Source organism: Arthrobacter sp. zg-Y238, assembly GCF_024385525.1.
Lineage (GTDB): Bacteria > Actinomycetota > Actinomycetes > Actinomycetales > Micrococcaceae > Arthrobacter_B > Arthrobacter_B jinronghuae.
On sequence record NZ_JANFLU010000010.1, the window covers coordinates 278,632 to 302,366 of the forward strand.

28 protein-coding genes are annotated in these 23,735 nt (G+C 65.9%); 9 read left to right on the top strand and 19 right to left on the bottom strand.

Annotation, left to right across the window (positions count from 1 at the left end; genetic code table 11):
* Positions 1-16: 16 nt before the first annotated feature.
* From NNX38_RS10185 to hisI, 3 genes are read right to left on the bottom strand one after another with little or no spacing between them, the layout of a single operon-like run.
* Positions 17-688: a Trp biosynthesis-associated membrane protein gene (locus tag NNX38_RS10185; RefSeq protein ID WP_255797881.1), complete on the bottom strand. Its 672-nt coding sequence runs from the start codon at positions 686-688 to the stop codon at positions 17-19.
* Complete coding sequence (locus tag NNX38_RS10190; RefSeq protein WP_255797882.1) at positions 685-2,271, bottom strand: anthranilate synthase component I; 1,587 nt, start codon at positions 2,269-2,271, stop codon at positions 685-687. The genes NNX38_RS10185 and NNX38_RS10190 overlap by 4 nt, the downstream gene beginning before the upstream one ends.
* 56 nt (positions 2,272-2,327) lie before the next feature.
* Positions 2,328-2,714: a phosphoribosyl-AMP cyclohydrolase gene (hisI, locus tag NNX38_RS10195; RefSeq protein WP_255797883.1), complete on the bottom strand. Its 387-nt coding sequence runs from the start codon at positions 2,712-2,714 to the stop codon at positions 2,328-2,330.
* Positions 2,715-2,815: 101 nt separating this feature from the next.
* Between hisI and NNX38_RS10200 the strand changes: the two genes are divergently transcribed.
* Together NNX38_RS10200 and NNX38_RS10205 are read left to right on the top strand one after the other, a co-directional pair.
* On the top strand, positions 2,816-3,460 hold the full coding sequence (locus NNX38_RS10200) for a TIGR03085 family metal-binding protein (RefSeq protein ID WP_255798167.1): 645 nt from the start codon (positions 2,816-2,818) through the stop codon (positions 3,458-3,460).
* Between the two features lie 568 nt (positions 3,461-4,028).
* Positions 4,029-4,685, top strand: a complete 657-nt coding sequence (locus NNX38_RS10205) for a dihydrofolate reductase family protein (RefSeq protein ID WP_255797884.1) — start codon at positions 4,029-4,031, stop codon at positions 4,683-4,685.
* 99 nt (positions 4,686-4,784) lie between these two features.
* On the opposite strand, the gene NNX38_RS10210 is transcribed toward NNX38_RS10205, so the two are convergent.
* The 3 genes from NNX38_RS10210 to NNX38_RS10220 form a co-directional block, all read right to left on the bottom strand.
* On the bottom strand, positions 4,785-5,804 hold the full coding sequence (locus tag NNX38_RS10210; RefSeq protein WP_255797885.1) for a DUF808 domain-containing protein: 1,020 nt from the start codon (positions 5,802-5,804) through the stop codon (positions 4,785-4,787).
* A 262-nt stretch (positions 5,805-6,066) separates the two neighbouring features.
* Positions 6,067-7,107, bottom strand: coding sequence for an NAD(P)-dependent alcohol dehydrogenase (locus tag NNX38_RS10215; RefSeq protein ID WP_255797886.1), 1,041 nt, complete (start codon positions 7,105-7,107; stop codon positions 6,067-6,069).
* Positions 7,108-7,173: 66 nt separating this feature from the next.
* Positions 7,174-8,385, bottom strand: a complete 1,212-nt coding sequence (locus tag NNX38_RS10220) for an MFS transporter (protein ID WP_255797887.1) — start codon at positions 8,383-8,385, stop codon at positions 7,174-7,176.
* Positions 8,386-8,535: 150 nt separating this feature from the next.
* Here NNX38_RS10220 and NNX38_RS10225 point away from each other — a divergent pair, with 150 nt between their 5' ends.
* Positions 8,536-9,030, top strand: coding sequence for a hypothetical protein (locus tag NNX38_RS10225; protein ID WP_255797888.1), 495 nt, complete (start codon positions 8,536-8,538; stop codon positions 9,028-9,030).
* 13 nt (positions 9,031-9,043) lie between these two features.
* Here NNX38_RS10225 and NNX38_RS10230 read toward each other — a convergent pair whose 3' ends face one another.
* The 6 genes from NNX38_RS10230 to NNX38_RS10255 form a co-directional block, all read right to left on the bottom strand.
* Positions 9,044-9,418 (bottom strand): hypothetical protein, encoded by a 375-nt coding sequence (locus NNX38_RS10230; RefSeq protein ID WP_255797889.1) that lies wholly within the window; start codon positions 9,416-9,418, stop codon positions 9,044-9,046.
* 4 nt (positions 9,419-9,422) lie between these two features.
* Positions 9,423-9,908: a GNAT family N-acetyltransferase gene (locus NNX38_RS10235; RefSeq protein WP_255797890.1), complete on the bottom strand. Its 486-nt coding sequence runs from the start codon at positions 9,906-9,908 to the stop codon at positions 9,423-9,425.
* 96 nt (positions 9,909-10,004) lie between these two features.
* On the bottom strand, positions 10,005-10,775 hold the full coding sequence (hisF, locus tag NNX38_RS10240; protein ID WP_229952087.1) for an imidazole glycerol phosphate synthase subunit HisF: 771 nt from the start codon (positions 10,773-10,775) through the stop codon (positions 10,005-10,007).
* Between the two features lie 15 nt (positions 10,776-10,790).
* Complete coding sequence (gene hisG / locus NNX38_RS10245) at positions 10,791-11,633, bottom strand: ATP phosphoribosyltransferase (RefSeq protein ID WP_227922084.1); 843 nt, start codon at positions 11,631-11,633, stop codon at positions 10,791-10,793.
* 73 nt (positions 11,634-11,706) lie between these two features.
* Positions 11,707-11,970: a phosphoribosyl-ATP diphosphatase gene (locus NNX38_RS10250; protein ID WP_152218540.1), complete on the bottom strand. Its 264-nt coding sequence runs from the start codon at positions 11,968-11,970 to the stop codon at positions 11,707-11,709.
* A gap of 90 nt (positions 11,971-12,060) precedes the next feature.
* Positions 12,061-12,975 carry a hypothetical protein gene (locus NNX38_RS10255; protein ID WP_255797891.1) on the bottom strand — a complete coding sequence of 305 codons (915 nt, stop codon included), beginning with the start codon at positions 12,973-12,975 and terminating at the stop codon, positions 12,061-12,063.
* 376 nt (positions 12,976-13,351) lie between these two features.
* On the opposite strand from NNX38_RS10255, the gene NNX38_RS10260 reads away from it, so the two are divergent.
* On the top strand, positions 13,352-14,146 hold the full coding sequence (locus NNX38_RS10260) for an alpha/beta fold hydrolase (protein ID WP_255797892.1): 795 nt from the start codon (positions 13,352-13,354) through the stop codon (positions 14,144-14,146).
* Between the two features lie 23 nt (positions 14,147-14,169).
* Here the strand turns inward: NNX38_RS10260 and NNX38_RS10265 are convergent, their stop codons facing one another.
* On the bottom strand, positions 14,170-14,709 hold the full coding sequence (locus NNX38_RS10265) for a DUF2231 domain-containing protein (protein WP_255797893.1): 540 nt from the start codon (positions 14,707-14,709) through the stop codon (positions 14,170-14,172).
* A gap of 185 nt (positions 14,710-14,894) precedes the next feature.
* On the opposite strand from NNX38_RS10265, the gene NNX38_RS10270 reads away from it, so the two are divergent.
* Positions 14,895-15,302 (top strand): YciI family protein, encoded by a 408-nt coding sequence (locus tag NNX38_RS10270; protein WP_229952091.1) that lies wholly within the window; start codon positions 14,895-14,897, stop codon positions 15,300-15,302.
* Positions 15,303-15,308: 6 nt separating this feature from the next.
* Positions 15,309-16,475, top strand: coding sequence for a DUF6596 domain-containing protein (locus NNX38_RS10275; RefSeq protein ID WP_255797894.1), 1,167 nt, complete (start codon positions 15,309-15,311; stop codon positions 16,473-16,475).
* Between the two features lie 39 nt (positions 16,476-16,514).
* On the opposite strand, the gene NNX38_RS10280 is transcribed toward NNX38_RS10275, so the two are convergent.
* Positions 16,515-17,240, bottom strand: coding sequence for a hemerythrin domain-containing protein (locus NNX38_RS10280; protein WP_370646417.1), 726 nt, complete (start codon positions 17,238-17,240; stop codon positions 16,515-16,517).
* A gap of 261 nt (positions 17,241-17,501) precedes the next feature.
* Here NNX38_RS10280 and NNX38_RS10285 point away from each other — a divergent pair, with 261 nt between their 5' ends.
* Positions 17,502-17,927 carry a hypothetical protein gene (locus tag NNX38_RS10285; protein ID WP_255797896.1) on the top strand — a complete coding sequence of 142 codons (426 nt, stop codon included), beginning with the start codon at positions 17,502-17,504 and terminating at the stop codon, positions 17,925-17,927.
* A 152-nt stretch (positions 17,928-18,079) separates the two neighbouring features.
* Complete coding sequence (locus NNX38_RS10290; protein ID WP_255797897.1) at positions 18,080-18,652, top strand: hypothetical protein; 573 nt, start codon at positions 18,080-18,082, stop codon at positions 18,650-18,652.
* A gap of 29 nt (positions 18,653-18,681) precedes the next feature.
* On the opposite strand, the gene NNX38_RS10295 is transcribed toward NNX38_RS10290, so the two are convergent.
* The 3 genes from NNX38_RS10295 to NNX38_RS10305 all read right to left on the bottom strand — a co-directional run bounded on the left by NNX38_RS10295 (position 18,682) and on the right by NNX38_RS10305 (position 20,153).
* On the bottom strand, positions 18,682-19,188 hold the full coding sequence (locus NNX38_RS10295; RefSeq protein WP_255797898.1) for a hypothetical protein: 507 nt from the start codon (positions 19,186-19,188) through the stop codon (positions 18,682-18,684).
* Between the two features lie 99 nt (positions 19,189-19,287).
* On the bottom strand, positions 19,288-19,515 hold the full coding sequence (locus NNX38_RS10300) for a helix-turn-helix transcriptional regulator (protein WP_255797899.1): 228 nt from the start codon (positions 19,513-19,515) through the stop codon (positions 19,288-19,290).
* Positions 19,515-20,153: a hypothetical protein gene (locus NNX38_RS10305; protein WP_255797900.1), complete on the bottom strand. Its 639-nt coding sequence runs from the start codon at positions 20,151-20,153 to the stop codon at positions 19,515-19,517. Before NNX38_RS10305 ends, NNX38_RS10300 begins: the two co-directional genes overlap by 1 nt.
* Positions 20,154-20,328: 175 nt before the next feature.
* Between NNX38_RS10305 and NNX38_RS10310 the strand changes: the two genes are divergently transcribed.
* Positions 20,329-20,634: a hypothetical protein gene (locus NNX38_RS10310; protein ID WP_255797901.1), complete on the top strand. Its 306-nt coding sequence runs from the start codon at positions 20,329-20,331 to the stop codon at positions 20,632-20,634.
* Here the strand turns inward: NNX38_RS10310 and NNX38_RS10315 are convergent.
* Entirely contained in the window at positions 20,631-21,047 is a 417-nt protein-coding gene (locus NNX38_RS10315) for a hypothetical protein (protein ID WP_255797902.1), read from the bottom strand. The two genes, NNX38_RS10310 and NNX38_RS10315, sit on opposite strands and share 4 nt — an antisense overlap.
* A 108-nt stretch (positions 21,048-21,155) precedes the next feature.
* The gene (locus NNX38_RS10320; RefSeq protein ID WP_255797903.1) at positions 21,156-23,705 is read right to left on the bottom strand and encodes an excinuclease ABC subunit UvrA; all 2,550 of its coding nucleotides are present in this window, start codon (positions 23,703-23,705) and stop codon (positions 21,156-21,158) included.
* Between the last annotated feature and the right edge of the window lie 30 nt (positions 23,706-23,735).

Below are 23,735 nucleotides of genomic sequence, written 5' to 3' on the forward strand. Positions count from 1 at the left end.
GTGGCTGTGGGGGGACCTACTTGGGGTCCGTGGGGTCCTCGCCGCGGGTGAGCCGGTCCCAGCTGTCGATTTCATCGACGGGCGGGCCTGCCGCGGCATCCTTGGGGTTGCGTGCATCCGGGCTGGTGCCGGGCGCGGCACCGGTGCCTTCAGCAGCGGCACCGGTGTCCGGATCGCCGGGCTCGGCCGTGGGGGCGTAACGGCGCGACGTCGTCCAGTGCCGGCCCGCGAGGGCGAACCAGATACCCGCGAGGGCAATGAGGATGCCGATGGCCAGTGCGGCGTAGGGCATGGGCGTCAGTTCCACCTGAGTACCCTCGGCGGAGCTGACGCCGATGGCCTTGCCGATGGCGCCGGCAGCGCCCTGCAGGGGGTCGCTGATGATCCGGGAGCTGGCCACGGCCACTCCGACGCCGGAAACCACGATGATGACGCTGATGATCCAGCGCGCAATCCGTCCGGCGATTCCGGCGGCCAGGGCGGCGGCCACTCCCACCACGGCAAACGCGGTGACGGCGGTGGCGGCATCGCTGCCCGAGACGGCGACGTCGGGCGTGACGACGTTCGCGGCGGGCAGGGTGACGTTCAGCCAGGTGCGGGTGGTGGTGCCGAAGGCCAGTGCCGCCAGCAGGACGGTCACCATGATGACGATGCCCTTGCGCTGCCAGCGGGGGGTGGTGGTGCTCACTTGTCTGCTTCCTGTGCGATGGTGCCGGCGGGAGTTCCGGCGGGAGTTGCCGCGACGGTCTCCAGCGATCCGGCGAGGAGGGCGGCCCGCAGCGGAGCGGCCGCCTTGTTGACGGTTTCCTGCGCTTCTGCTTCGAGGTCGGAGTCGTTGACGATTCCGCCGCCGGCCTGGACGTACGCCTTCCCGTCGCGCAGCAATGCGGAGCGGATGGCGATGGCCATGTCCATGTCTCCGGCGAAGTCGAGGTACCCCACTACCCCGCCGTAAATGCCGCGGCGGTGCGGTTCCACTTCGTCCAGCAGCCGCAGGGCGCGGGGCTTCGGCGCGCCGGACAGCGTTCCGGCCGGGAAGGTCGCGGCGAGGACGTCATAGGCGGTGGACGCGTCCGCGAGCCGGCCGACGACGGTGGAGACCAGATGCATGATGTGGCTGAACCGCTCCACCTCCATGAACTGGGTGACGTCTATGCTGCCGGGCCGGCAGACCTTGGAGAGGTCGTTGCGGGCCAGGTCCACCAGCATCAGGTGTTCGGCCCGCTCCTTTTCGTCCTCCAGCAGTTCCTCGGCCAGCGCCCGATCCTGTTCCTGCGTCTTGCCGCGGGGCCGGGAGCCGGCGATCGGATGGGTGATAACGTCGCGGCCGGTCACGGTGACGAGCGCTTCCGGGGATGAGCCCACCACGTTGAACGGGTTGCCGTGCGCGTCCTCGAAGTTGAACAGGTACATGTACGGGCTGGGGTTGGTGGTGCGCAGCACCCGGTAGACGTCCAGCGCCTCGGCGCGGCATTCGGCCTCGAAGCGGCGCGAGATGACCACCTGGAAGACTTCGCCGTCGACAATGGCCTGCTTGCCGCGCTCCACCGCCCGGGTGTAGTCGGGCTTGGGCCAGCTTTCCTTCACATTGGCGGCGACGTCGACGGCGGTTCCCGGAGCCAGCACGGACACGGCCTGCGGGGCGGATCCCGCGAGCCGGCCGAGCATCGACCGGACGCGGGCCACGGCGTCGTGCCACGCCTCATCCACGCGCTCATCGGAGCCGTCGAAGTTGATCGCATTGGCCACCAGCGTGACGGTGCCGTCGCTGTTGTCGTGGATGGCCATGTCCGAGACCAGGTTCATCGCCATCTCCGGCAGGTCCAGGTCATCGGCCGGCGGGTTGGGCAGCTTCTCCCAGTGCCGCACGGTTTCCCAGCCGACAAAGCCGACCATGCCGGAGGTGAACGGAGGCAGCTCGTCGAACCGGTCGGTGGCCAGCAGGTCCACGGTGCGGGCCAGGGCCTCGACCGGGCTGCCGTCCAGCGGAACACCGGCGGGCGGCTCGCCCAGCCAGCGGACCTGCCCGTCGAGGGTGGTCAGGGTGGCGCGGGACCGGGCGCCGATGAAGGAGTAGCGGGACCAGACGCCGCCGGACGCGGCCGATTCCATCAGGAAGGTGCCGGCCTCGCCGTTGGTGAGCTTGCGGTAGATGCCGATGGGGGTGTGCGCGTCCGCCAGGACTGTCAGGCGCACGGGAATCACCCGGCGGTCGCGTGCCAGGGCCCGGAATTCGTCCAGGGTGGGGCGGATGGCTCCTAGATCCTGCATGGTGTGGTTCCTACTTCTTCCCTACGAGGTGGGTGGAGCGGGTTTAGGCGGCGGGTTTAGGCGGCGCCGACGACGGCGGGCAGCTCACGGCCGTCGAAGCAGGTGCGGGTGCCGGTGTGGCAGGCCGCCCCCACCTGGTCCACGCGGACCAGCAGGGCGTCGCCGTCGCAGTCGAGGGCCACGGACTTCACCCACTGCACGTGTCCGGAGGTGTCCCCCTTGCGCCAGTATTCCTTCCGGGAGCGGGACCAGAAGGTCACCCGGCCCGAGGTCAGGGTGCGGTGCAGGGCTTCGTCATCCATCCAGCCGAGCATCAGGACCTGGTTGGTGTCGTACTGCTGGATGACGGCGGCCACCAGCCCGGCGTCGTCGCGCTTCAAGGAAGCGGCGAGCTCGGGATCGAGGGAAGCCGGCGGATTCTGGGGGGAAGGTGTGGGAAGCATCGCTACCGATTCTACTGCCCGACGGAAAAACGCCGCCTTACACGTTCTTTTGGTGCCGCAGCCCCGGCAAAAGACGGGGTTCCATGCTAGTTTCAGCAGTGATGCATTTCGTTGATCCGTCCCGTGAAGTCCTGGCCGAGACGCTGCTTGCAGCCGGGCCCAATGCACCCACGCTTTGCGAGGGGTGGCAGACCAAGGAGCTCGCAGCTCACCTCTATCTGCGCGAGCACCGGATGAGTGCTGCCCTGGGCGCGTTCATCAAGCCCCTTGCCGCACGCGCGGACAAGGCGCTGGAGGAAACTGCGCAGAAGGCGTCCACTACTGAGAGCTACGCCAAGCTGGTCCGCGCCTTCCGCGCCGGCCCGCCGCGGCTCTCCCCCATGCACCTCAAAGCCGTGGACAACAGCGCCAACCTGAGCGAGTACTTCGTCCACACCGAAGACATTCGGCGTGCCTCGGACCGCTGGGCTCCGCGTGCGCTGGACTCGGACTATTCGGACGCCCTGTGGGCCGAGCTGATCAAGCGCGCGGCCATCCTGTACCGCGGCGTGGACCTGGGCATTGTGCTGGTCCGGCCGGACGGTCCCCGGCATGTGGCCAAGCGCGCTCCGGTGTCGGTGGCGATTGTCGGCGAGCCCTGCGAGCTGCTGCTGCACGCGCACGGCCGTACCGGGCATGCGCTGGTGATGTACGAGGGCCAGCCGGACGCCGTCGCGCTGCTTGAGAGTGCGGAAATCGGGCTTTAGCCTGCCTTTCCCGTTTGTTCGCGGCGTTCTCCGCGGGATCTCCACGCCGCCGGACTGATCATGTGGCGACGCGGTGCCCGAATCCGCTGGCGGCAGGTCGGGTGCCTGCGCCTAAGAGTTCGGTGTACAGATAATGGGCCCATTCCGCGCCGATAAGCCCGTTATCTGTACAACCAACGGTGCAGACGACCGGATAAGCCCGTTATCTGTACAACCAACGGTGAAGACACCCCGGGTAAGCCCGTTATCTGTACAACCAACGGTGAAGACACCCCGCGTAAGCCCGTTATCTGTACAACCAACGGTGAAGACACCCGGAAAAGCCCGTGACAACGAACGAAGACACATCTGGGAAGGCATAGTTGCCTAGCGGCATGTCGCGGAGAACGCGCGGCCGGGCCATGATATTTCGGGCACCGGTATTGACAGTCCGCCTGCCCTCTCTGGATCTTGGGCGTGTGCCATTCCAAACTTAGTGCCGGACGGTGCTGCGCCTGCGCCGCTGAGACGCCTCGCATTCTCTCGGCCACCGCGCTGGTTCTCTCGCCCGCCAGACTAGGAGATAGCCATGAGCCGTGTCCGCGTTGACCTGAACATCTCGCTCGACGGCTTCGCCACCACAACGGACCAAACTCCGGAGAACCCCTTCGGCGACGACTGGGGGCGCCTCACCGCCGCCTACGCTGCCACGCGCACCTTCCGCCAGCGGGTGCTGCACGACGAAAGCGGAGAAGGAACCACCGGCGTCGACGACCGCTATGCCGAGCACTACTTCGAAGACATTGGCGCGGAGATCATGGGCGCAGCCATGTTCGGGTTACATGCGAACCCTGGTGACCCGGATTGGCGCGGATGGTGGGGCGAGGACCCGCCCTTCCATGTTCCCGTCTATGTGCTGACGCACGAGCAGCGGCAGCCGCTCGAAATGGCAGGAGGCACTACCTTCGAGTTCCTCACGGCAACACCCGAGGAGGCGCTGGATACTGCCGCCGCGGCCGCCGGCGGCGGAGATGTGCGGGTTGGCGGGGGCGCGTCGACCGTGCGCGATTTCCTTCGGGCCGGCCTCGTGGACGACCTCCACGTCGCCATCGCGCCTCTCGTCCTCGGCCGCGGTGTCTGGCTGTGGGACGATCTGCGCGGACTGGAAGCGGACTGCCAGGTCACGGCGGAAGCGGCACCGAGCGGCACCACGCATGTCACGTTCCGGCGCGGGGAGCGATCCTGACGCTGCCCGGTCTGCTCCCGGATTGTCGAAAACCCGCACGCACGCAAAAAGGGGCGGCCCCCTTAGCAAAGGAGGCCGCCCCTGAGACAGGAGTCCAGGTTAGCCGGCGGGGTCGACGTCGGGGTTCCCCGAACTGTGCCCGGCTGCTGCCGACCTGGCCTCACCGTCTTCATGTCCGTCCTTCTTGCCGAACGGCAGGACCTTCTTCAGCGGGTGCAGAATCGCCATGACAACCAGGCCCCACGCCAGTCCGACGATGGCCGAACAGAGGGTGTTCACGAGCCAGCCCAGGATGCCGCCCACAACTGCGAGGCCGGCCACGGGGTGCTCCAGCGTGTGGACCAGATCGTACGGTGCGTGCCAGCCGAGGTCCGAGACGCCTACCAGCATGATGTGCCCGCCCACCCAGAGCATGGCGATGGTTCCAACGAAGGTGATGGCTGCCAACACGGCAGGCATTCCCTTCACCAGCAGTCCGCCGAGGCGCTGGGAGCCTGCTGAGTCCTTCTTGGCCAGGTGCAGGCCGATGTCGTCCATTTTGACGATCAGCCCCACGGCCCCGTACACGAGGATGGTGATTGCAATGGCGACCACCACGAGGATGATTGCCCGGACCCAGATGGACGCATCGCCCACCTCGTTCATGGAGATGACCATGATCTCGCAGGACAGGATGAAGTCGGTGGTGATGGCTCCCTTGATCACCTTGGACTCGGCGTCGGGCCCCCGCTCTACCGCCGGCGCCTCCTTGTCCTCATGGTGGCCGAAGAACTTGTGCCAGACCTTCTCCGCGCCCTCGTAGCAGAGGTAGGTGCCGCCCAGCATAAGAATGAACGGGATCACAGCGGGGATGAAGGCACTGATCAGCAGCAGCGCCGGCAGGATGATCAGCAGCTTGTTCCGGAGCGACCCCCAGAAGATCTTTTTGATCATCGGCAGTTCACGGGACGGGTCGGCACCGGACACGTACTGCGGGGTTACGGCGGCATCATCGATGACGACGCCGGCGGCCTTGGCTCCCGCTTTCGCGGCTCCGGCAGCAATGTCATCCACGGAAGCCGCGGCTATTCGTGCAAGCGCGGCAACGTCATCCAGCAGGGCGACGAGTCCCCCGCTCACAGTCCGGCTCCATGATGCGGGACGGGCAGGTGTTCGTAGATGGCGCCCTCGAGACGCAGAATTGGCATGTGCTCAATTATAGGCGGGCAGCGACTACGGCGGTTTACGCCGGCTTTACACGGATGGTGTTTCCTCCGGTACCCACCTTGCCCTTATGTCCCCCGTTGCCCGCACCAAACCTGGCTACACCTTAACGCAGAAACGCCCCGCCAACCGGCGGGGCGCCGCTGCTATCAACTAGCCTCTGCTGTCAACTAACGGATTAGATAGTCGCCGCGTCAATGACGAACCGGTAGCGGACGTCGGACTTCAGCACACGCTCGTAGGCGGTGTTGATGTCCTCGGCCTTGATCAGCTCGATCTCGGGGGCAATATTGTGTTCGGCGCAGAAGTCCAGCATTTCCTGGGTTTCGCTGATGCCGCCGATGTTCGAGGCGGCGTAGGAGCGGCGCTTGCTCATCAGGGTGAAGACAGAGATGGGCAGTGCCTCGGGCGGAGCACCCACGCTGACCATGGTGCCGTCCAGGCGCAGCAGCGACAGGTACTGCTGCAGATCGATCGGCGCGCTGACCGTGTTGATGATCAGGTCGAACGTGTTCGCGAGCTTCTCGAACGTGGTGTCATCGCTGGTGGCGTAGTAGTGCTCGGCACCGAAACGAAGGCCGTCTTCCTGCTTGCTCAGCGTCTGGGACAGCACGGTGACCTCGGCACCCATGGCAACGGCGATCTTCACGGCCATGTGGCCGAGTCCACCCATGCCGACGACGGCGACCCGCTTGCCCGGTCCTGCGTTCCAGTGTGCGAGGGGCGAGTAGGTGGTGATGCCGGCGCAGAGCAGCGGAGCGGCTGCTTCATACGGGATGCTTTCCGGGACGCGGAGCACGAAGCGGTCATTCACGACGACGGACGTGGCGTAGCCGCCCTGGGTGATGGTGCCGTCGCGGTCCTTGCTGGCGTAGGTGCCGACGTTGCCGTTGAGGCAGTAGTTCTCCATGCCGGCCTGGCAGTTTTCGCATTCGCCGCAGGAGTTAACCATGCAGCCAACGCCCACGCGGTCGCCGACCTTGTGGGCGGTGACGTCGGCTCCGACCTCGGCGACGGTGCCGACAATTTCGTGGCCGACGACCTGCGGGTACGCGATGGGTCCCCATTCGCCGCGGACGGTGTGGATGTCCGAGTGGCAGACACCGGCATAGGCAATGTCGATGAGGACGTCATGCGGGCCGACCTCGCGGCGTTCGATCGTGGTGGGGACCAGCGGATCGGTGGCGGAAGTGGCTGCGTAAGCGCGTGCGGTACTCATAAATCTCCAAGCTGTGGGGTAACCGTGCCATAGGGCACTTAAAGCACAAGCCCGATCCGGCGTCGTTTATTTCCTCGGGGTACCGACGACGGCGGACCCGGCACGTTTTGAGCCCAGCCGCCGGTACGCCAGGCCAATGCCGCCGCAGATCAGGTAGGCCGCGCCTATGAACAGCCACCCGGCGAGGAACCCGCCGGAGTATTGGAGCAGCAGGCCCATGGCCAGCGGTCCCAGCGCGAAACCGGAGTACATGCCCAGCGAGACGGCCCCGGACGCCGCGCCCACCCGTTCCCGGGGAACCTCGCGCAGCACGCCGGCCATCACCACCACGTTCACGCCCAGCACGGAGGCGCCGTGGAAGACGACGCCGGCCCACAGCAGTGCGGGCGCGCCGGTTTGCCCGGCCGCAAGGAGCAGGGCAGCACCGCAGACAGCACCGGCGGCGAGGATCAGCAGCAGGGTGGAGGCGCGGACGCCGTCGGCCATCCTTCGTCCCCAGAGCACCCGGGAGGTCACGCCGACGACGCCGGCCACCGCCGCCGTAACGCCGCCCATAAGCAGCGAGAAGCCGATCTCCCGCTGGGCAAACAGGGGCAGGTAGACATTGGTGGCCTGCATGCCCGCTCCGGAGAACAGGGCAAACGCTGCCAGCAGCCAGACCGAGGCGGGGAACTTGCGGTCTGCGTGTTGACGGGGCGCTGTCGAAGCGTGGGGCGTCGGTTCGGGCGGCAGCCGGAACCACGCGTACGCGAGCAGCAGGAACAGCACGACGACGGCGCCGACGGCAGCCCCGCGCCATCCGGCGACCAGCGCGGCGGCCGGGAAGAAGAGACTGGAGAACAGCTGGCTGGCCTGCACACCGGATTGCTTGATTCCCATCCAGCCGGGCCGTTTGCCCGGTTCGACGGCGTGGATGATGATCCGGTTCGTGGTGGGGTTGGAGATGGCCTGCGCGGGGCCGGAAAGCAGGACGGCGGCCAGCAGCCAGAAGTAGTTGCCGGACAAGGCGGCGAAGCCCAGGGCGAGGGCGGTGCCGCCGAAGATAATCAGCAGTTGGGAGCGGGCGCTGATCCGGTCGCTCAGCCGGCCCAGCCACATGGACGACACAGCAGCTCCCGCGAAACAGGTGGCCGCCAGCACGCCGAACTGCGCTTCGCTGATTCCCAGGTCCGCCATGATCAGCGTGCTCGTCGCGGAGAGCCCGTAGTTCATCATCGGGCCGGCGCCCATGGCGCAGACCAGCACAAACAGCAGGCCGGGTCCGGCGGTGGAGCGCACGCGTATTCCTTTCGTGGATCAACAGGACCCATTGTGGCCTGTGGACACGAAGGTTACCGACTGAGTCCGCCGGGGTGTCCGGATATCATTGGTGGGCGCAGCATCTCCCCCTGCCGACCGCAATTCGCCACTTCACCCGCTAGGAACCCGTTGAACAGGAAATCACTCAAGGACGACGGCTTCACCGGCTTCCGGCCCATCGACGGTCTGGACGTCAACCGGATCCCGCAGCGTCAGGGCATTTTCGCCGTGCTGCGGCCCGAGGGGTTCGAACCGCGGTTCCTCAAGGAAAGCACGGCCGGGGTGTTCAAAAAGAAGAAGCCAACCCTGTCCCGGGATGAGCTCGCCGCCGAGTGGGTGGCGGATGCCGACGTGCTGTTTCTCGGCAAGGCCGGCGCCGGCAGCCAGGGCAACCGCGGTCTGCGACGGCAGATCTCCGAATTCGTGGACTTCGGCAGGGGAAAGCCGCCGGGGCACTGGGACGGCCGGCTGGTCTGGCAGCTGCTCGATGCAGAGGATCTTCTGGTGGCGTGGAAGGAACTGCCGCCCGACGCGCTCAACCCGGCCCTCGCAAAGTACCAGGCGGAGTTTGTCCGTTTATACGGCAGGCTGCCCTTCGCCAACCTCGTCCAGGCCCGCGCTTAGGGCCTGCTGGGTTTTAGAAATACGCGTAAGGGTCACTCAGGGCAGAGACCGTTCCGGCGGCAACCGTGAGGGCTGTGAGCAGGGTGAACGCCGAAAAGGGCCACCACCTTTGAAGCCACGTCCTCCCCTGCCGGACCCGGATGGTCAGATACAGCGAGAAGCCGACCCAGGGCAGGGCCACCAATGCGAAGACCATCAGCGCAATCTCCATGCCCATTTCGTCGCAGCCCGAGCCGTACCCGGTTTCCGGTGTGCACACCATGCGGGTCGGGTAAAACCCCAGTGTCAGACCGAACCAGAGTGCAGGAAAGGCACAGAGAATAACCCCTGCCAGAATGACGCCGGCGGCTCCCTTGCTCAGGATCCCCGGGCGTTCATACGTCCCCATGCGTTCACCCCAGCAATACCCGGTTATCCCCTTCGGCAGGGCTGAGCATCTTGCTGAACAGCACATATTCGCCGTCCTGGCCCGTGGCCTCATAGCCCGCGCCCTGGTAGAGCAGGCGTGCCTGGTTGGTGCGGTACACGCCGATCTCCACAACGCGGGCTCCGCTGGCGCCGGCCTTCTCCTCGAACGCATCCAGGAGGAGCCGCCCGAGTCCTTGGCGGCGACGGCCGTCGAGGACACTGATCGAGATCAGGGTTGCGGTGTCACCGTCAAGGCTCCACATGACATACCCAAGCGGGTGCCCATCTGCATCAATGCAGAAGATCGTGGAGGGAAGGCAATCGATCCAGACTTCCAGGTTCTGGTCGAGAACCGTCAGCCAACCCTGGAGCGCATACGGCTCGATGGTCTCCATGTACTCGCGCTCCTGGCGGAGGATGAAAGGCAGATCGCTTACTTCGGCGGGCCGAAGGCGTGTTGGCATAGTCATGGACGTGAGCATGCCACAGTCATCCGCGCTCACAGCAGAAGACGAGCGCCCCGCGCGCCCTCACGGCCGGAGCGGCCGTGAGGGGGTTCCCTACCGTTAGCGGACGTCGAACCCTGCGTCGCGGATGGCCTGCTTGACCTGATGGATCGCATCATCCGGGCCGAAGTGGAACACCGAGGCGGCCAGGACGGCGTCGGCCCCGGCGATCACGGCGGCCGGGAAGTGCTCCGGCTTGCCGGCCCCGCCCGACGCGATCAGCGGCACGTCGACGGCGGCGCGGACGGCGCGGATCATCTCGATGTCGAAGCCCTCGCGGGTGCCGTCGGCGTCGATGGAGTTCAGCAGGATCTCCCCCACGCCGCGGTCGGCCGCTTCCTTGGCCCAGGCGACGGCGTCGATCCCGGTGCCGGTGCGCCCGCCGTGGGTGGTGACCTCGAATCCCGACGGCGTGGCGCCGTCGTGCGTGCGCCGGGCATCCACGGAGAGCGTCAGGACCTGGGAGCCGAAGTGCCGGGTGATTTCGTCAATCACGTCGGGGCGGGCGACGGCGGCGGTGTTGATGGAGGCCTTGTCCGCGCCGTAGCGCAGCAGCCGGTCCACGTCGGCGATGGAGCGCACTCCCCCGCCGACGGTCAGCGGAATGAAGACCTCTTCGGCGGTGCGGGCCACGACGTCGAACGTGGTGTCGCGGTTGCCGGAGGAGGCGGTGACGTCGAGGAAGGTCAGTTCGTCGGCGCCGGCACGGTCATACCGGTGCGCGAGCTCCACCGGATCGCCGGCGTCGCGCAGGCCTTCGAAGTTGATCCCCTTGACCACCCGGCCGGCGTCGACGTCCAGGCAGGGGATGACGCGGATGGCAACACTCATGGCGTGTCCCCTCCCCTAGATCCGGCAGGCGTGGATGCTGCTGACCAGGATGGCGCGCGCGCCGATGTCGTAGAGCTCGTCCATGATCCGGTTTGTGTCCGACTTCTTGATCATGGAGCGCACGGCCACCCAGTCGCTGTTCTGCAGTGGGGAGACGGTGGGCGATTCCAGGCCCGGGGTCAGCGCGGCGGCCTCGTCCACGAGGTCCTTGCGGACGTCGTAGTCCATCATCACGTACTGGCGTGCCACCAGGACGCCGCGCAGGCGGCGGATCAGCACGTCGACGCCGGCGGGGCTGGCACCCTTGCGGCCGATCAGCACGGCCTCGGACTTCAGGATCGGTTCGCCGAAGATTTCCATCCCGGCGGCACGGAGGGTGGTGCCGGTTTCGACGACGTCGGCAATCGCGTCCGCGACGCCGAGGCGCACGGAGGATTCCACGGCGCCGTCGAGCCGGACCACGGAGGCGTTGATGCCGCGTTCGGACAGGTAGGAGCGCAGCAGGCCGTCGTAGCTGGTGGCCAGGCGCTTGCCTTCGAGCTGGTCGATGGAGGAGAAGTCCCCCACCGGGCCGGCGAAGCGGAAGGTGGAGGCGCCGAAGCCGAGGTTCATCAGTTCTTCGGCGTCCACCTGCGCGTCCAGGAACAGGTCGCGGCCGGTGATGCCGACGTCGAGCGTTCCGGCGCCGACGTAGACGGCGATGTCGCGGGGGCGGAGGAAGAAGAATTCGACGTCGTTGTCGGGGTCCACCATGACCAGTTCGCGGGTGTCGCGGCGCTGGCGGTAGCCCGCCTCGTTGAGCATGGCGGAGGCGGATTCGGACAGGGCACCCTTGTTGGGTACGGCTACACGGAGCATGGGAGCATCTTTCGCTGGAAGTTCGTCTGGGAAGGTTCGACCGGCGGGCCACACGCTGAGAGTCAGCGCGCGGCTAGAGATGCTTGTAAACGTCCTGCAGGGTCAGTCCCTTGGCCAGCATCAGGACCTGGAGGTGGTAGAGCAGCTGGGAGATTTCTTCGGCGCATTCGGCATCGGATTCGTATTCGGCGGCCATCCAGACTTCGGCGGCCTCCTCAACAACCTTCTTACCGATGCCATGCACGCCCGACTCGAATTCGGCCACGGTGCGTGACCCGGCGGGGCGGTCCTGAACTTTCTGGCTCAGCTCGGCAAAGAGGTCTTCGAAGGTTTTCACACTGCCAAGGGTACGCTGTGGCGCCGTGTGGGGCGGAATCGTGGGGCGTGGTGTGACGTCGGATCCGGCCTGTACGGCTTCCCGCCTTTATCACTGCCCTTGCTGGAGGATGACGACTGCCCTTTCCAACCGTTCACTCAACGTCTTGCTGGTGCCACGGAAAACCGGCGGTGGACTGACTAGCGGAGCGAACGTGCTCAATATTTCGGGCCGATTATTCTGCGCACCGCTCCACTCCTCAAAGCAGAGCGCGAACACCCGCAATCGCACTCGGATACTGTCTAGGGTGCGAGGGAGATCAGCGCTGGCGGGTGTTTCCACTATTGGGAAGCATAGATCGTGGAGACTCATGAGATCTACTCTTATTTCCGATAGGAGGAGAAGCACTGACGTGCCATCCTTGGAGGCGCCGATCAAAGGGGCCCAATCCCGCATGCCAGACAGTAGTCGGCGGATAGATTGATCGAGAATTTCATGTCCCCAAGCAGGCAAGGAAGCATCAAACCCAACCGGAAGCTTTCGCGGATCGTCACCGGTAAGTATCTCGCGCCCGCTCCGCAGCCATCGCAGAGGCTTGCCATCGTCGCGCCAGTGAGCCCAATACTGCGGACTGATCTGATCAGGCGGAGTTCGGAGAACTAAGATAGCCAGGGCTGCTTCGACATCTATAACGTGATCTACCATTCCGCCCACACCAGCCCCAGTCAGGCCTTCGACCATTTCTTCCTGGCGCCTTTGTTCACCTCGCTCATAGACTAAGAAAACGAGTCCCACGAGAAGAATGGAGGATAATAGACTGGTCAATACCGAGTGATCGGCCCAAAAGGTATTCAGGAGCTCCCAGGGCCAATCTGTCAACACCATTCCCAACAACCCGACAGAGCAGGATATCGCAGCTGCCAGAGCAATCCGGCTGGAGAGGGTGCCATCACGAACCTTGTGGGTGGTAAGCGCGATTCCTAACGCTAGAACCACGACCATCCCGCCATAAAGTGTTTCGGTCATTACAGTCCTATTTCTCGGTTAGGCCAAATCCGAGGCCTTGGTTCACGGTGTCTAAGCGTACTTGTTTTGCTCGGCGATTTTGAATCAAACAATACGGATCGCCTGCAGCCGCATATTATCTGCACATTTTTCCCTGAAGTTAAGTTACTGGAATGTCCCTGGGACCCGGCAATGCCCCATGGCTGCTTTCATGAGGCGCCAGCGTGTATGGTTTGCAATCGATGTGGACGATAAGCAGCTGCGGGTTCTCGCCCGCAGGTCATCGCCGTCCTCGTCCGCCGCGGAGCCGACTTCGCGGCCGACCTGGCTCGGCCAAATCATCCACCAGGGCAACTTCCCACTCGTTTCCGCCGCTGTGGGCGACGTACCCTGAGCTATGGAATCCGAAGTCCGGGATCTTCCGCTTCGCACCGGCATCACGGTGCCGTGCCTCGTCCAGGGCGAGCCCGAGGCACCACCGGTCTTGCTCCTGCACGCGTGGGCCGAATCGCGCCGGAGCTTCGACCGGCTGGTGCCCGGGCTGGCCGACTTCCGGGTGTGCGCTCCGGACCTCCGCGGCCAGGGCGATGCCGACAAACCGCAGGCCGGATACTCGCTGGCAGAACAGGCCCAGGATGCCGCCGCGGTTCTGGACGCCCTGGAGGTGCCGTCGGCGTCGGTCCTTGGCTCCTCGAGCGGCGGCTATGTAGCCCAGCAACTGGCTGTGAAGTACCCCGACCGGGTGGCGGCGCTTGTGCTGGTGGGTTCCCCTTTGACCCTGCAGGGCCGGCCCGGGTTCGCCGACGACGTCGACGGTCTGACGGATCCCGTCGCCGAGGACTGGGTGCGCGGTCTCCTCGCCTCGTTTCCCCTCATCCAAGAGGTTCCCCCGTGGTTCATCGAGGACCGGGTGCGCGACGGCGTCAAGATGCCCTGCTACGCGTGGAAGCTCAGCCTGCGCGGCTTGTACACGGCCAGGCCGCCCACGGAAACGGGCGCCATCGAGGTTCCCACGCTGATCCTGTGGGGCGGGCAGGACGGATTGCTGCCCCGTGCGGACCAGGACACTCTGGCCGCCCGCATTGTGGGCGCGCAACTGAAGGTCTACCTCGACGCCGCCCACCTGGTTTTATGGGAATGCCCGGGACAGGTGGCGGCGGATGCGGCGGCGTTCCTGGGTTCTCTCGCTTGAGGCCCGGCCCCGGCAAAAAACCGCTAAGCCTCGGCAGGTGCCCGGCGGGCCGTTCCGCGGTTGAGCGCGAGATGCCCGCCCAGGAATCCGGAACCCGCCAGAACCGCATTGCCCGCAAGGGCCAGCGCCACACCGAGCCCGTGCCGGCCGCGTGTCCTGGCGATCAGGGATCCGAGATTGGCAAACACCGCCACATCGGTGCCCAGGGCATGAACGGCGCCGATTCGACGCGCGTCGCCGGTCATTCCCGCCCAGTCGCTGGCACCGGCGATAGCCGTGGGCACCGCCGCGGCCAGCCCCGCGCCCACCAGGACGGTGGCACCGTGGCGTGACTGGACTCCGCCGGCCAGATCGAGGATGGACGCGCTGCCCCAGCAGCCAAGCGTCAGATCAGTGAGAGGCGGATGGATCGAGTGGCCCAGGACGCCGGTATGGAAGGGGCTTTTCCTTGCCCACTCGAGCACCGGCCTGTAGAGGAACTCCTGCGCGGCGGCGACGTGTTCCGAGACCGGGCTGGCGCCCACGGCACGGGCCAAACGCAACGGCAGCGAAACTTCACTCACGCTTATTGACGCTACGCCCGGCGGGCCCAGCTGCAAAGGCTCCGCCGAAACCCGCGCAGACGGCCGCGGAAACGGCGCAGCAAGTCCATGTCGAAATCCCTTCCCCCGTTCCGTCCCAGCATTAAGCACAGCCACAATGGCGGTGTCGTTGGAGGAACAGTTGCAGGAGAACAAGGGAGACCGTCATGGCCAAGTATCTGTTGCTCAAGCACTACCGCGGCGCACCCGAAGCGCTCAACAACGTACCGATGGACCAGTGGACACCGGACGAAGTCGCAGCCCACATGCAGTTCATGGCGGACTACGCCGAACGGCTGCAGGCCAACGGCGAATACGTCGAGGGCCAGGCCCTCTCCCCCGAAGGAACCTTCGTACGGTACGACGGCGAAGGCCGACCCCCGGTAACGGACGGACCGTTCGCGGAAACCAAGGACCTGATCGCCGGCTGGTTCGCCATCGACGTGGACGGCTATGACCGCGCACTCGAACTGGCCGGAGAACTGTCCGCGGCACCGGCCGCCGGCGGCAAGCCGCTGCACGAGTGGATCGAGGTCCGTCCGTTCCTGGCCCAGCCCGTCACGATCACGGAATAACCACCGGTGGAGGAAAGCCGGCTGCGGGTTCTCACCCCGCAGGTCATCGCCGCCCTCGTCCGCCGCGGAGCCGACTTCGCGGCGGCCGAGGACGCAGTGCAGGACGCCCTGCTCGAAGCCCTGCACACATGGCCGGAGCATCCGCCCCGGGACCCGAAGGGCTGGCTCGTCACCGTCGCGTGGCGCAAGTTCCTGGATGCCGTCCGCGCGGAGTCGTCCCGCCGTCGTCGTGAACTAAAGGTCGACGGCGAACCCGCGCCCGGCGTCGTCGGCTCCATTGACGACACGCTGCAGCTGTATTTCCTCTGCGCCCACCCGTCGCTGTCCCCATCGTCGGCGGTGGCATTGACCCTGCGTGCCGTGGGCGGGCTGACCACCCGGCAGATTGCCGCCGCGTATCTGGTGGGCGAGGCGACCATGGCGCAGCGGATCAGCCGGGCCAAACGGACCGTGGCCGGCGTCCGGTTCGATACGCCCGGAGATGTCGCCACCGTGCTGCGGGTGCTGTACCTGGTCTTCAACGAGGGCTACTCGGGCGACGTCGACCTCGCCGCCGAAGCCATCCGCCTCACCCGGCAGCTGGCCGCCGCCGTCGACCACCCGGAGGTGCAGGGACTGCTGGCGCTCATGCTGCTGCACCACGCCCGCCGGCCGGCACGGACCGACGACGACGGCCGGCTCGTGCCGCTGGCCCAGCAGGACCGCAGCCGCTGGGATACCCGGCTGATCACGGAAGGGGTGTCCATCCTGCAGCGGGCACTGGCGCGCGACCGGCTGGGTGAATACCAGGCGCAGGCGGCCGTTGCCGCCCTGCACGCGGATGCGCAGACGGCGGAGGAGACCGACTGGCCGCAGATTATCCAGTGGTACGACGAACTGGTCCGGTTCACGGGCAGCCCGGTCGCGAGGCTGAACCGGGCCGTCGCCGTCGGGGAGGCAGACGGGCCGCATGCCGGCCTGGCTGCCCTGGCGGAACTGGATCCATCGCTCCCCCGGCATACGGCGGCGCGGGCGTACCTGCACGAGAAGAGCGGCGACGTCGGACAGGCCGCACGGCTCTATGCGGAGGCGGCGCTGCTGGCGCCGAACCTGGCCGAACGCGACCACCTGACGCTGCAGGCCGCGCGGCTGAATGCGGCTGCGCGGCACAGCTCCGGCCAAGCGCACAGATAGGCGGGCCTGGCGGAGGACACCGGGACGCACGTTACGGGACTAAAGCGTCTCCGGGATTTTGCGGCCGGGAAAGAGCGTCGAATATTGTCGCCGATACATTCGGCGCCCCACGAGGCGGTAGGCAAGTCGGACCGGCGCAGGGATTTCCTTGAAGAAAGCCTTTCGGTCGTCCGGAGGGTTCGTAGCCATCATCATCCCGAGGTAGCCCACCAAAAACTTCTTGTCGAACTGTTCAATCCCGTGCTGACCGACCGCGGCCATTTCCTTTTCGCTCAGCACCCTGTCCACGACGGGCATCACCTCAGTGACTTCGCGGCGCAGATGCACTTTAAGCAGAGCGGAGAGGTCCTCATAGCGTTCAGCGAGTTCCTCGCGGGCCGCCTCGTCTGCCGTCTCCATCCAGCGTCTCCGGACAGGTTCGATGTGTTCAAGCCGCTGCCCCACCTGCCGATGCTGTTCCAGCATCTGCGCTACGTGCAGGGCGCACCCCGGTGCCCGGCCCTCCAGCTGGGGATACATGAGCAGGTCCTCGCCCTCGTGGTGGATGTGCAGCACGCCGTCGAAGTTTCCGAGCACTTCCCCAACGTATGCGGCGCGATCTGTATCGCCGATAGGGGTGGACCGCACCAGACCGGGTGCCTCATCGTAGGCCCAAAGGAAAAAACGGTGAACGCGCCGCATTCCGACCGTCCCGGTACAGAGGATGGGCCCCGGCGGCAAGGGAGCCGCGGTCTCGCCCGGTTGAGCTGTAAAGAAGTCAGTCATTTGGATTGCCCCTTACGGGATTATGTAAGACCAAGGGCTCCCCCGCGAACATTTTAAGGTCGTTCGTCAAACGGAACAATGGTTTAATCCAGCGGGGTTGCGGCGAGCTTCAGCGTAGGCCGGTTCCTTTGGTTCCCCTCATGCGCGGGCCCGCCCTTAGCAGGTATGCCTGCCCCGGCCTGCGTACGTTGAGCCGAAGGGGGGACGGCTTTAAAATAGCGCCATGCTGTCTGGGGGGCCGGACGACTGAAGGATGCACTAATGAAGGCTTTGTTTACCGTTTCGGCAGCACAGCTTGCGCTCGGCCTGGCCGGTCTCCGGAAGGCGCTGCGGGATCGGACCAGCTACGACGTCTGGAAACTCAAGGGCGACCCCAGACACGCAGCACGCGACCAGTGGGTCATGGGAACCAATCTTTCGGCCCCGGGCCTGATGCTGATCCTTCAAGGGCTGGCCACGGCAGGGCTGCTGAGCCGCAGGTGGCGCCGCACCGCCGCTAAGACCCTCGCCATTCTGGGCGCGATAATGAGCGGCGGATACCCCGCAGAGAAATCTATCCGTCAGGCCTGGCGTGGGAAGTCCCGGGACAAATCACTACTGCCAATGACGGCGGCCGCAGCGGCCCTCGCAACGCTGATGGCCGTGCTCGGCCGGAAAGACATGAATCGGCTACCGAAGGCGGGCTGAAGGACAGGCGGCCGGGCTCAACGCTGCTGCGCGGCACGGGCCCGACTAGGCTCCGGCTCCGGCTCCGGCTCCGGCTCCGGCTAGGCGCATAAACCGGCGGGTCGGTAAAGTTTTGATGGCCAGATTTTCCCCGCACCGAGAGTAACCCCCACATGAGCAAGCACGCAGCATCCCCCGAACGTCCCGAACCGACGCCGATCCCGAACCCCGAGCGCACGCTCACCGTGTGGGAGGACGGGGTGCAGCTGGACTTCACCTTCGCCGACTGCATGAAGTACCACGGGCCCGGCTTCCCCGGCGGCGTCGCGCACGCCTTCGCAGCACTCGGCCGGGCACTGCCGGAACTGGCAGCCCGCACCCCCGGCGGCCGCGTCGAGCGCCGCGAGATCCGGATCCGCACCCCCTTCGGCGGTCCCGGCGCCCGGGATGCCTTCGAACTCGTGACCCGCGCGGTCACCGGAGACCGCTACGCCGTACTGCCGGAACTCGCCCGGCCCGAACGCGGTAACACCCTGGCCCGTTACGTCTTCGAGCTGACCGCCGGGGATGCAGCCGTCACCTGCGTGATCCGGAATGAGGGCATCGTCGCGGACGAGTTCATCGAGCTCACAGCGAAGCCGGAGAAGACCGCCTCCGAACTGGCCCACCTGGAAGTCCTCAAGCGCGAAATGCGGGACCGCATCCTCGAGCGCGACCCGGCTCAGGTCTACGACGTCGAAGGCTAGTTTCGACCTGCTGGAAACTGGTCCTTCGCCTAGTGCCTGCGGGATCGATTATTTGCCGAGGGGTCCGGATGTTCTTCGCAGATTGAGGCAACCACCTTGGTCCCCGTTTCATCCGGGCTAATCCGAATATTCACCGGCCGCCCGTAGGTGTCTGTGGCCGGTATGTCGTATGGGTTCAGCGTGGTTTTGCTCTGGACGGTCAGGATGAGCGTCTTGGGATGATCCACTGTGTAGCCGTGTTCCTGCCGCAGCATTTCCGCGATCCTGCCTTTAGCCGTTGATAGTTTCCTCTTGGCTGCAACACCGGCCTTGATGATCACGGCAAAAGAAGCAATGTAAACGGCCAGAAGAATGATGATCCCCAGCATCAGCAGGTCTTTATAACCCTCAGCCTTAGGGTCACCCATCAATTCGCTGGCGACGATCATTCCACCGATCGATGCGATCGCCAGCACGATTGCCAGCCATGGGGCGGGCACCTTGGGAACGAGGGTTTCGCCCGCCTCTACGCCGGGGATTTCTTTGGCTTTTGACACTTGAGACCTAACGGTAAAAGGCGCACGGAACAATAACTTCAGCAGTAGCAGTGTAACGATACGGCGGCTTCACGGATCAAGGATTAAACCAAAACCGGTTCAAGCGTGAGGGGGAATCACCAAGAGATCCCCGACCTCACAATCCAGCGCATTGCAGATCGCGGTCAGTGTGGAGAACCTGATGGCTTTGGCCCGGTCATTCTTGAGGACCGACAGATTCACGAGGCTGACACCGACCTGCCGGCTCAGTTCCGTCAGCGTCATGCCGCGGGCTTCCAGGAGTTCATCAAGACGGCAGTGGACGTTCGAGGAATCATCCGCCGGCATCAGACCAGGCCATCCGTATCCTGCTGAATCCGACGTCCGTATTGGAAGACTCCCGCAACCAGTATCAAGACGAGGCTAAGCACCAGCGGCCAGGGGCTCAGCGTGCCTTCAAACAGGACCAGTTCGTCGCCCGTCTGGCGCTCCATTACAACCAGGTCCGCCACGCGGGGCAGCGCGATTCCGTAGAGGCCCTGGCTAAACGTCCCTACCAGCAGCAGGACGATACCGCAGGCCCCGATGATCCTCACGGACACGGCGGTGAACAGGACCGCGCTGCGGAGCCGGTAGGCCAGCAGGAAGACCAGCGCCTGGACGGCGAGCACACCTGCCTGGTGCAGTGCTGAAGAGCAAGCGAGGAGCACTGCGGGACCGGAGGGAAGAGCGGGAACCGTAGCCGTCAGTGTTGTGTAGTGCGCTGTCACTCCGGCGGTCAGCCCGTCCACACTCTGGTCCTGTGCGCTGACCGGAAGCTCCAGCGTCACCGGGCCGGTGAAGTACCCGACGATTTCGGAGATTGAAAAGGCAGTGCTTACAACCGCGGCCAATGCCGCCACAATCATGAAGACGGTCGCGTCCGTCCGCGAAACGATTCTCTTTTCGCCTGCCGGCGCGGCGCCGGTGTTTTTCATCAGCTTCATGGTCCCCCCATATCGACTGTCGTTAATAACGATTGTCGATAAGCTACGCCGCGGCGGTGCCGGCGTCAATGCCCCCGGCAACCGTCTCACTCTGGCCGCCCAACCCGGCCGACGTTAGGCTCCTGCACTTGGGGCCGGGCGGATCCGGAAGCCCGCCATCTTCGGAAGGACCGGCATGCGCATTGTGCGGACGTGGCGCGGCGTTGTCCGCGGCCAAGACCTTGAGGCGTACGTCGAATACGTGCAACAGACAGGAATCGTGGAATACCGCGCCACGGCGGGCAACCTCGGCGCCTGGATTCTCACCCGCAGCCTGGACGAGGGGCGCAGCGAGATTGTCACGGTTTCGCTGTGGGTTTCCCTCGATGCGATTCGCGCTTTCGCGGGCGACGACGTCGGCCGGGCCGTCTTCTATCCCGAGGACGACCGCTTCCTCCTGGAGCGTGACCGCACCGTGTCGCACTATGAGCTCGCCGGTTAGTCCCGGCGTTCGTGACGGTAGCCGGCAGCCTGAAGCATCAGCAGCGCAAGGGCACCGGCCAGGCCGAAGGGCAGCAGATACACGCCCATCATCTGGAAGTTCATCACCGCAACGTCCTGGGCACTCGTGACTGCACTGCCGCCGCTGTAAATGGCCGACGTTATTTGGAGGTTGCCGGAGAGCCAGATCAGTCCAAGGACAAGCATCATCGCCACAACTGCCCACGCGGCCCAGAGATAGGGGTTAGACCGGCTCCTGGAGGCAGCAGCCGTATCGACGGGCCCTTCAGCAGTGGCGCCGCCACGGTCCGCGTCGCTGAACTCCGCTCCGGTACGGGCGGTAAGACTGGACGCCTGCGGAGGTTCACCGCCGTCGGACACCACTTCCACCCAGTCCGCGCTTTCCCCAGGCATCGGCCGGGAGTAAAGCCGGTAATCAGATTTGCTGATGCTTCGCCGTGTTCCCATGGCCCGAAGCCTACTACGCGCCGGGTCCGGCCTTTCCCTGCACCGTCGGCGCGGTTATCCGGCTCCTTGCAGCAAGGCCCTGAGGTAGCGGCCGGTGCTGCTGGCAGGGTTGGCGGCGACGTCGTCGGGCGTACCCGTGGCGATGATCCGGCCACCGGCTTCGCCCCCGCCTGGCCCCAGGTCGATGACGTGGTCAGCGTTCGCAATCAGGTCCAGGTCGTGTTCGATGACGACGATCGTGGCACCCCTGGCCAGGAGCCGGTCCAGCACCTTGATCAGCACCCGCGTGTCGATCGGATGCAGGCCGACGGTGGGCTCGTCGAGGATAAACAGGGTGCCGGACTGGTCCCGGCCCAGCTCGCCGGCGAGCTTGAGCCGCTGTGCCTCGCCGCCGGACAGTGCCGGGGTGTCCTCCCCCAGCGTCAGATAGCCGAGGCCGAGGTCCTTCAGGGTCCGCAGCTTCCGGCGGACCTTCGGCAAGGCGGCAAGGACCTCGTACGCCTCGCGCACGGTCAGGGCGAGGAGACCCGGCAGCGAAAACCTGCCGCCGGCGGTATCCAGCACGACGTCGTCGGCGGCCGGGGCGTACCGGGAGCCGGTGCAGTCGGGGCAGGGAATGTCGACGTCGGGCAGGAACTGGACATCCAGCACCACCTGTCCGGTGCCCTCGCAGCGCGGGCAGCGCAGCGAGCCGGTGTTGTAGGAGAAATCCCCCGCCGACAGCCCGCGTTCCTTGGCGGCGTCCGTGGCGGCGTAGGCACGGCGCAGGGTGTCGAGGATACCCGAGTAGGTGGCGACGGTGGAGCGGATGTTCACGCCGATGGGGGTCGCATCCACCACGTCCGCCCGGGACAGGCCGGCCGGATCCACGGACACCACGTGCTCCGGAAGCGCCGTGCCGTTTGCCGCGGCCGTGATGGCCGGGACGAGGCTCTCCAGCACCAGGGTCGTTTTCCCGGACCCCGACATACCGGTCACCGCCGTGAGCCTGCCCTTGGGGATGGCGACGTCGAGTGCGTGGACGGTGTGCAGCGGCGAGGTCGCCAGGTGGGCAGTGCCGACGTCGTACATTGCGTCCGCGGCAGCGCGTTGGCGGACTATCGGCTCTCCGCTGCCCTCAAGGAACGGCCCAATCAGGGAAGCAGGATCCGCAGTAATACCGCTGATTGGCCCCTGCGCGATCACGGTCCCGCCCTCGGCGCCGGAGCCCGGCCCGATTTCGATCATCCAGTCGGCCTCGCGCAGCACCTGCACGTCATGGTCCACGAGCACCACCGAGTTCCCGCCGTCCAGCAGGTCCCGCATGATCCCGATGAGGCCTTCGACGTTGGCCGGGTGCATGCCGATGGACGGTTCGTCGAGGACGTACAGCACGCCGGTGGTTTCGTTGCGCACCGCGCGGGCCAGCTGCACCCGCTGCCGCTCCCCCGTGGACAGAGTGGAACCGGCGCGGTCGAGGCTCAGGTAGCCCAGGCCCAGCTGAACCAGGCGCCGGGCCATCTCCTCGAACTGGGCCACGGTCATCCGGGCCATCTGATGCATTTCCGCCGGCAGCGGGGCGACGACGGTCGGCACCCAGACGAGCGTCTCCTCCAATGTCTTGGCCGACGCGTCAGCGAGGTTGATGCCGGCCACTTCCGTTCCCAGGGCGGCCCCGGACAGGCGCGTTCCCTGGCACACCGGGCAGGTGTGCGCGCTGATGAAACGGGCCACCCGGGCCAAACCCGCCTCACTGGTGGCGTTCCTCATTGCTTCCTGCACCGCTAGGCGGGCGTTGCGGTAGGTTATGTTCACCTCGAACAGCTTGCCGTTACTGGTCGCTGCGCTGATGTGCTTCTTCTCCTCCGGGCCGGCAAGCACAATCTGCCGCTCACGCTCGGTGAGTTCGGCGTACGGAACGTCAGTGCGCACACCGAATTCGGCCACTACGCGCGACATCATGGTCAGGCCGAACATGCCCCAGGGGGCCACAGCGCCGTCGTTGATGGTTTTGGACCGGTCCGGGACTAGGGCGGCGTCGTCGACCTCCCGGACCGTGCCGGTGCCTTCACAGGCTGGACAGGCGCCGGAGGAGTTAAAGGCCAGGGACTCCGCGCCCGGCGGAGGGAAGGCCGTCCCGCATTCGGGGCACACGAGTTCCTTGCCTGCGGCGACGTCGATGGTCGGGGGCAGGCGGTGCCCGTTGGGGCACAGATGGGACCCCAGCCGGGAGAACATTACCCGCAGCACATTCAGCAGCTCCGTGGAAGTCCCGAAGGTCGAACGGACCCCGGGTACGCCGGGCCGTTGGCGCAGGGCCAGTGCGGCGGGGACGTGGCGCACGGAGTCGACGGCGGCGCGGGCCGCGTGCGACATCCGCCGTCGGGTATAGGTGGACAGCGCCTCGATGTATCGCCGGGACCCCTCCGCATAGAGCACCCCCATCGCGAGCGAGGATTTTCCCGAGCCGGAGACTCCCGCAACGGCCACCAACCGGTCCAACGGGATGTCGACGTCGACGTTCTTCAGGTTGTGGACCCGGGCGCCTCGGATCTGGACCACGGCCGACGGCGGAGCCACGGTGGGCGCGGGTTCGGTGCTGTGCGTGCGGTCCGGCTCGACCATGGATTCTCCCTACTGGCACTTAGCGGGTGC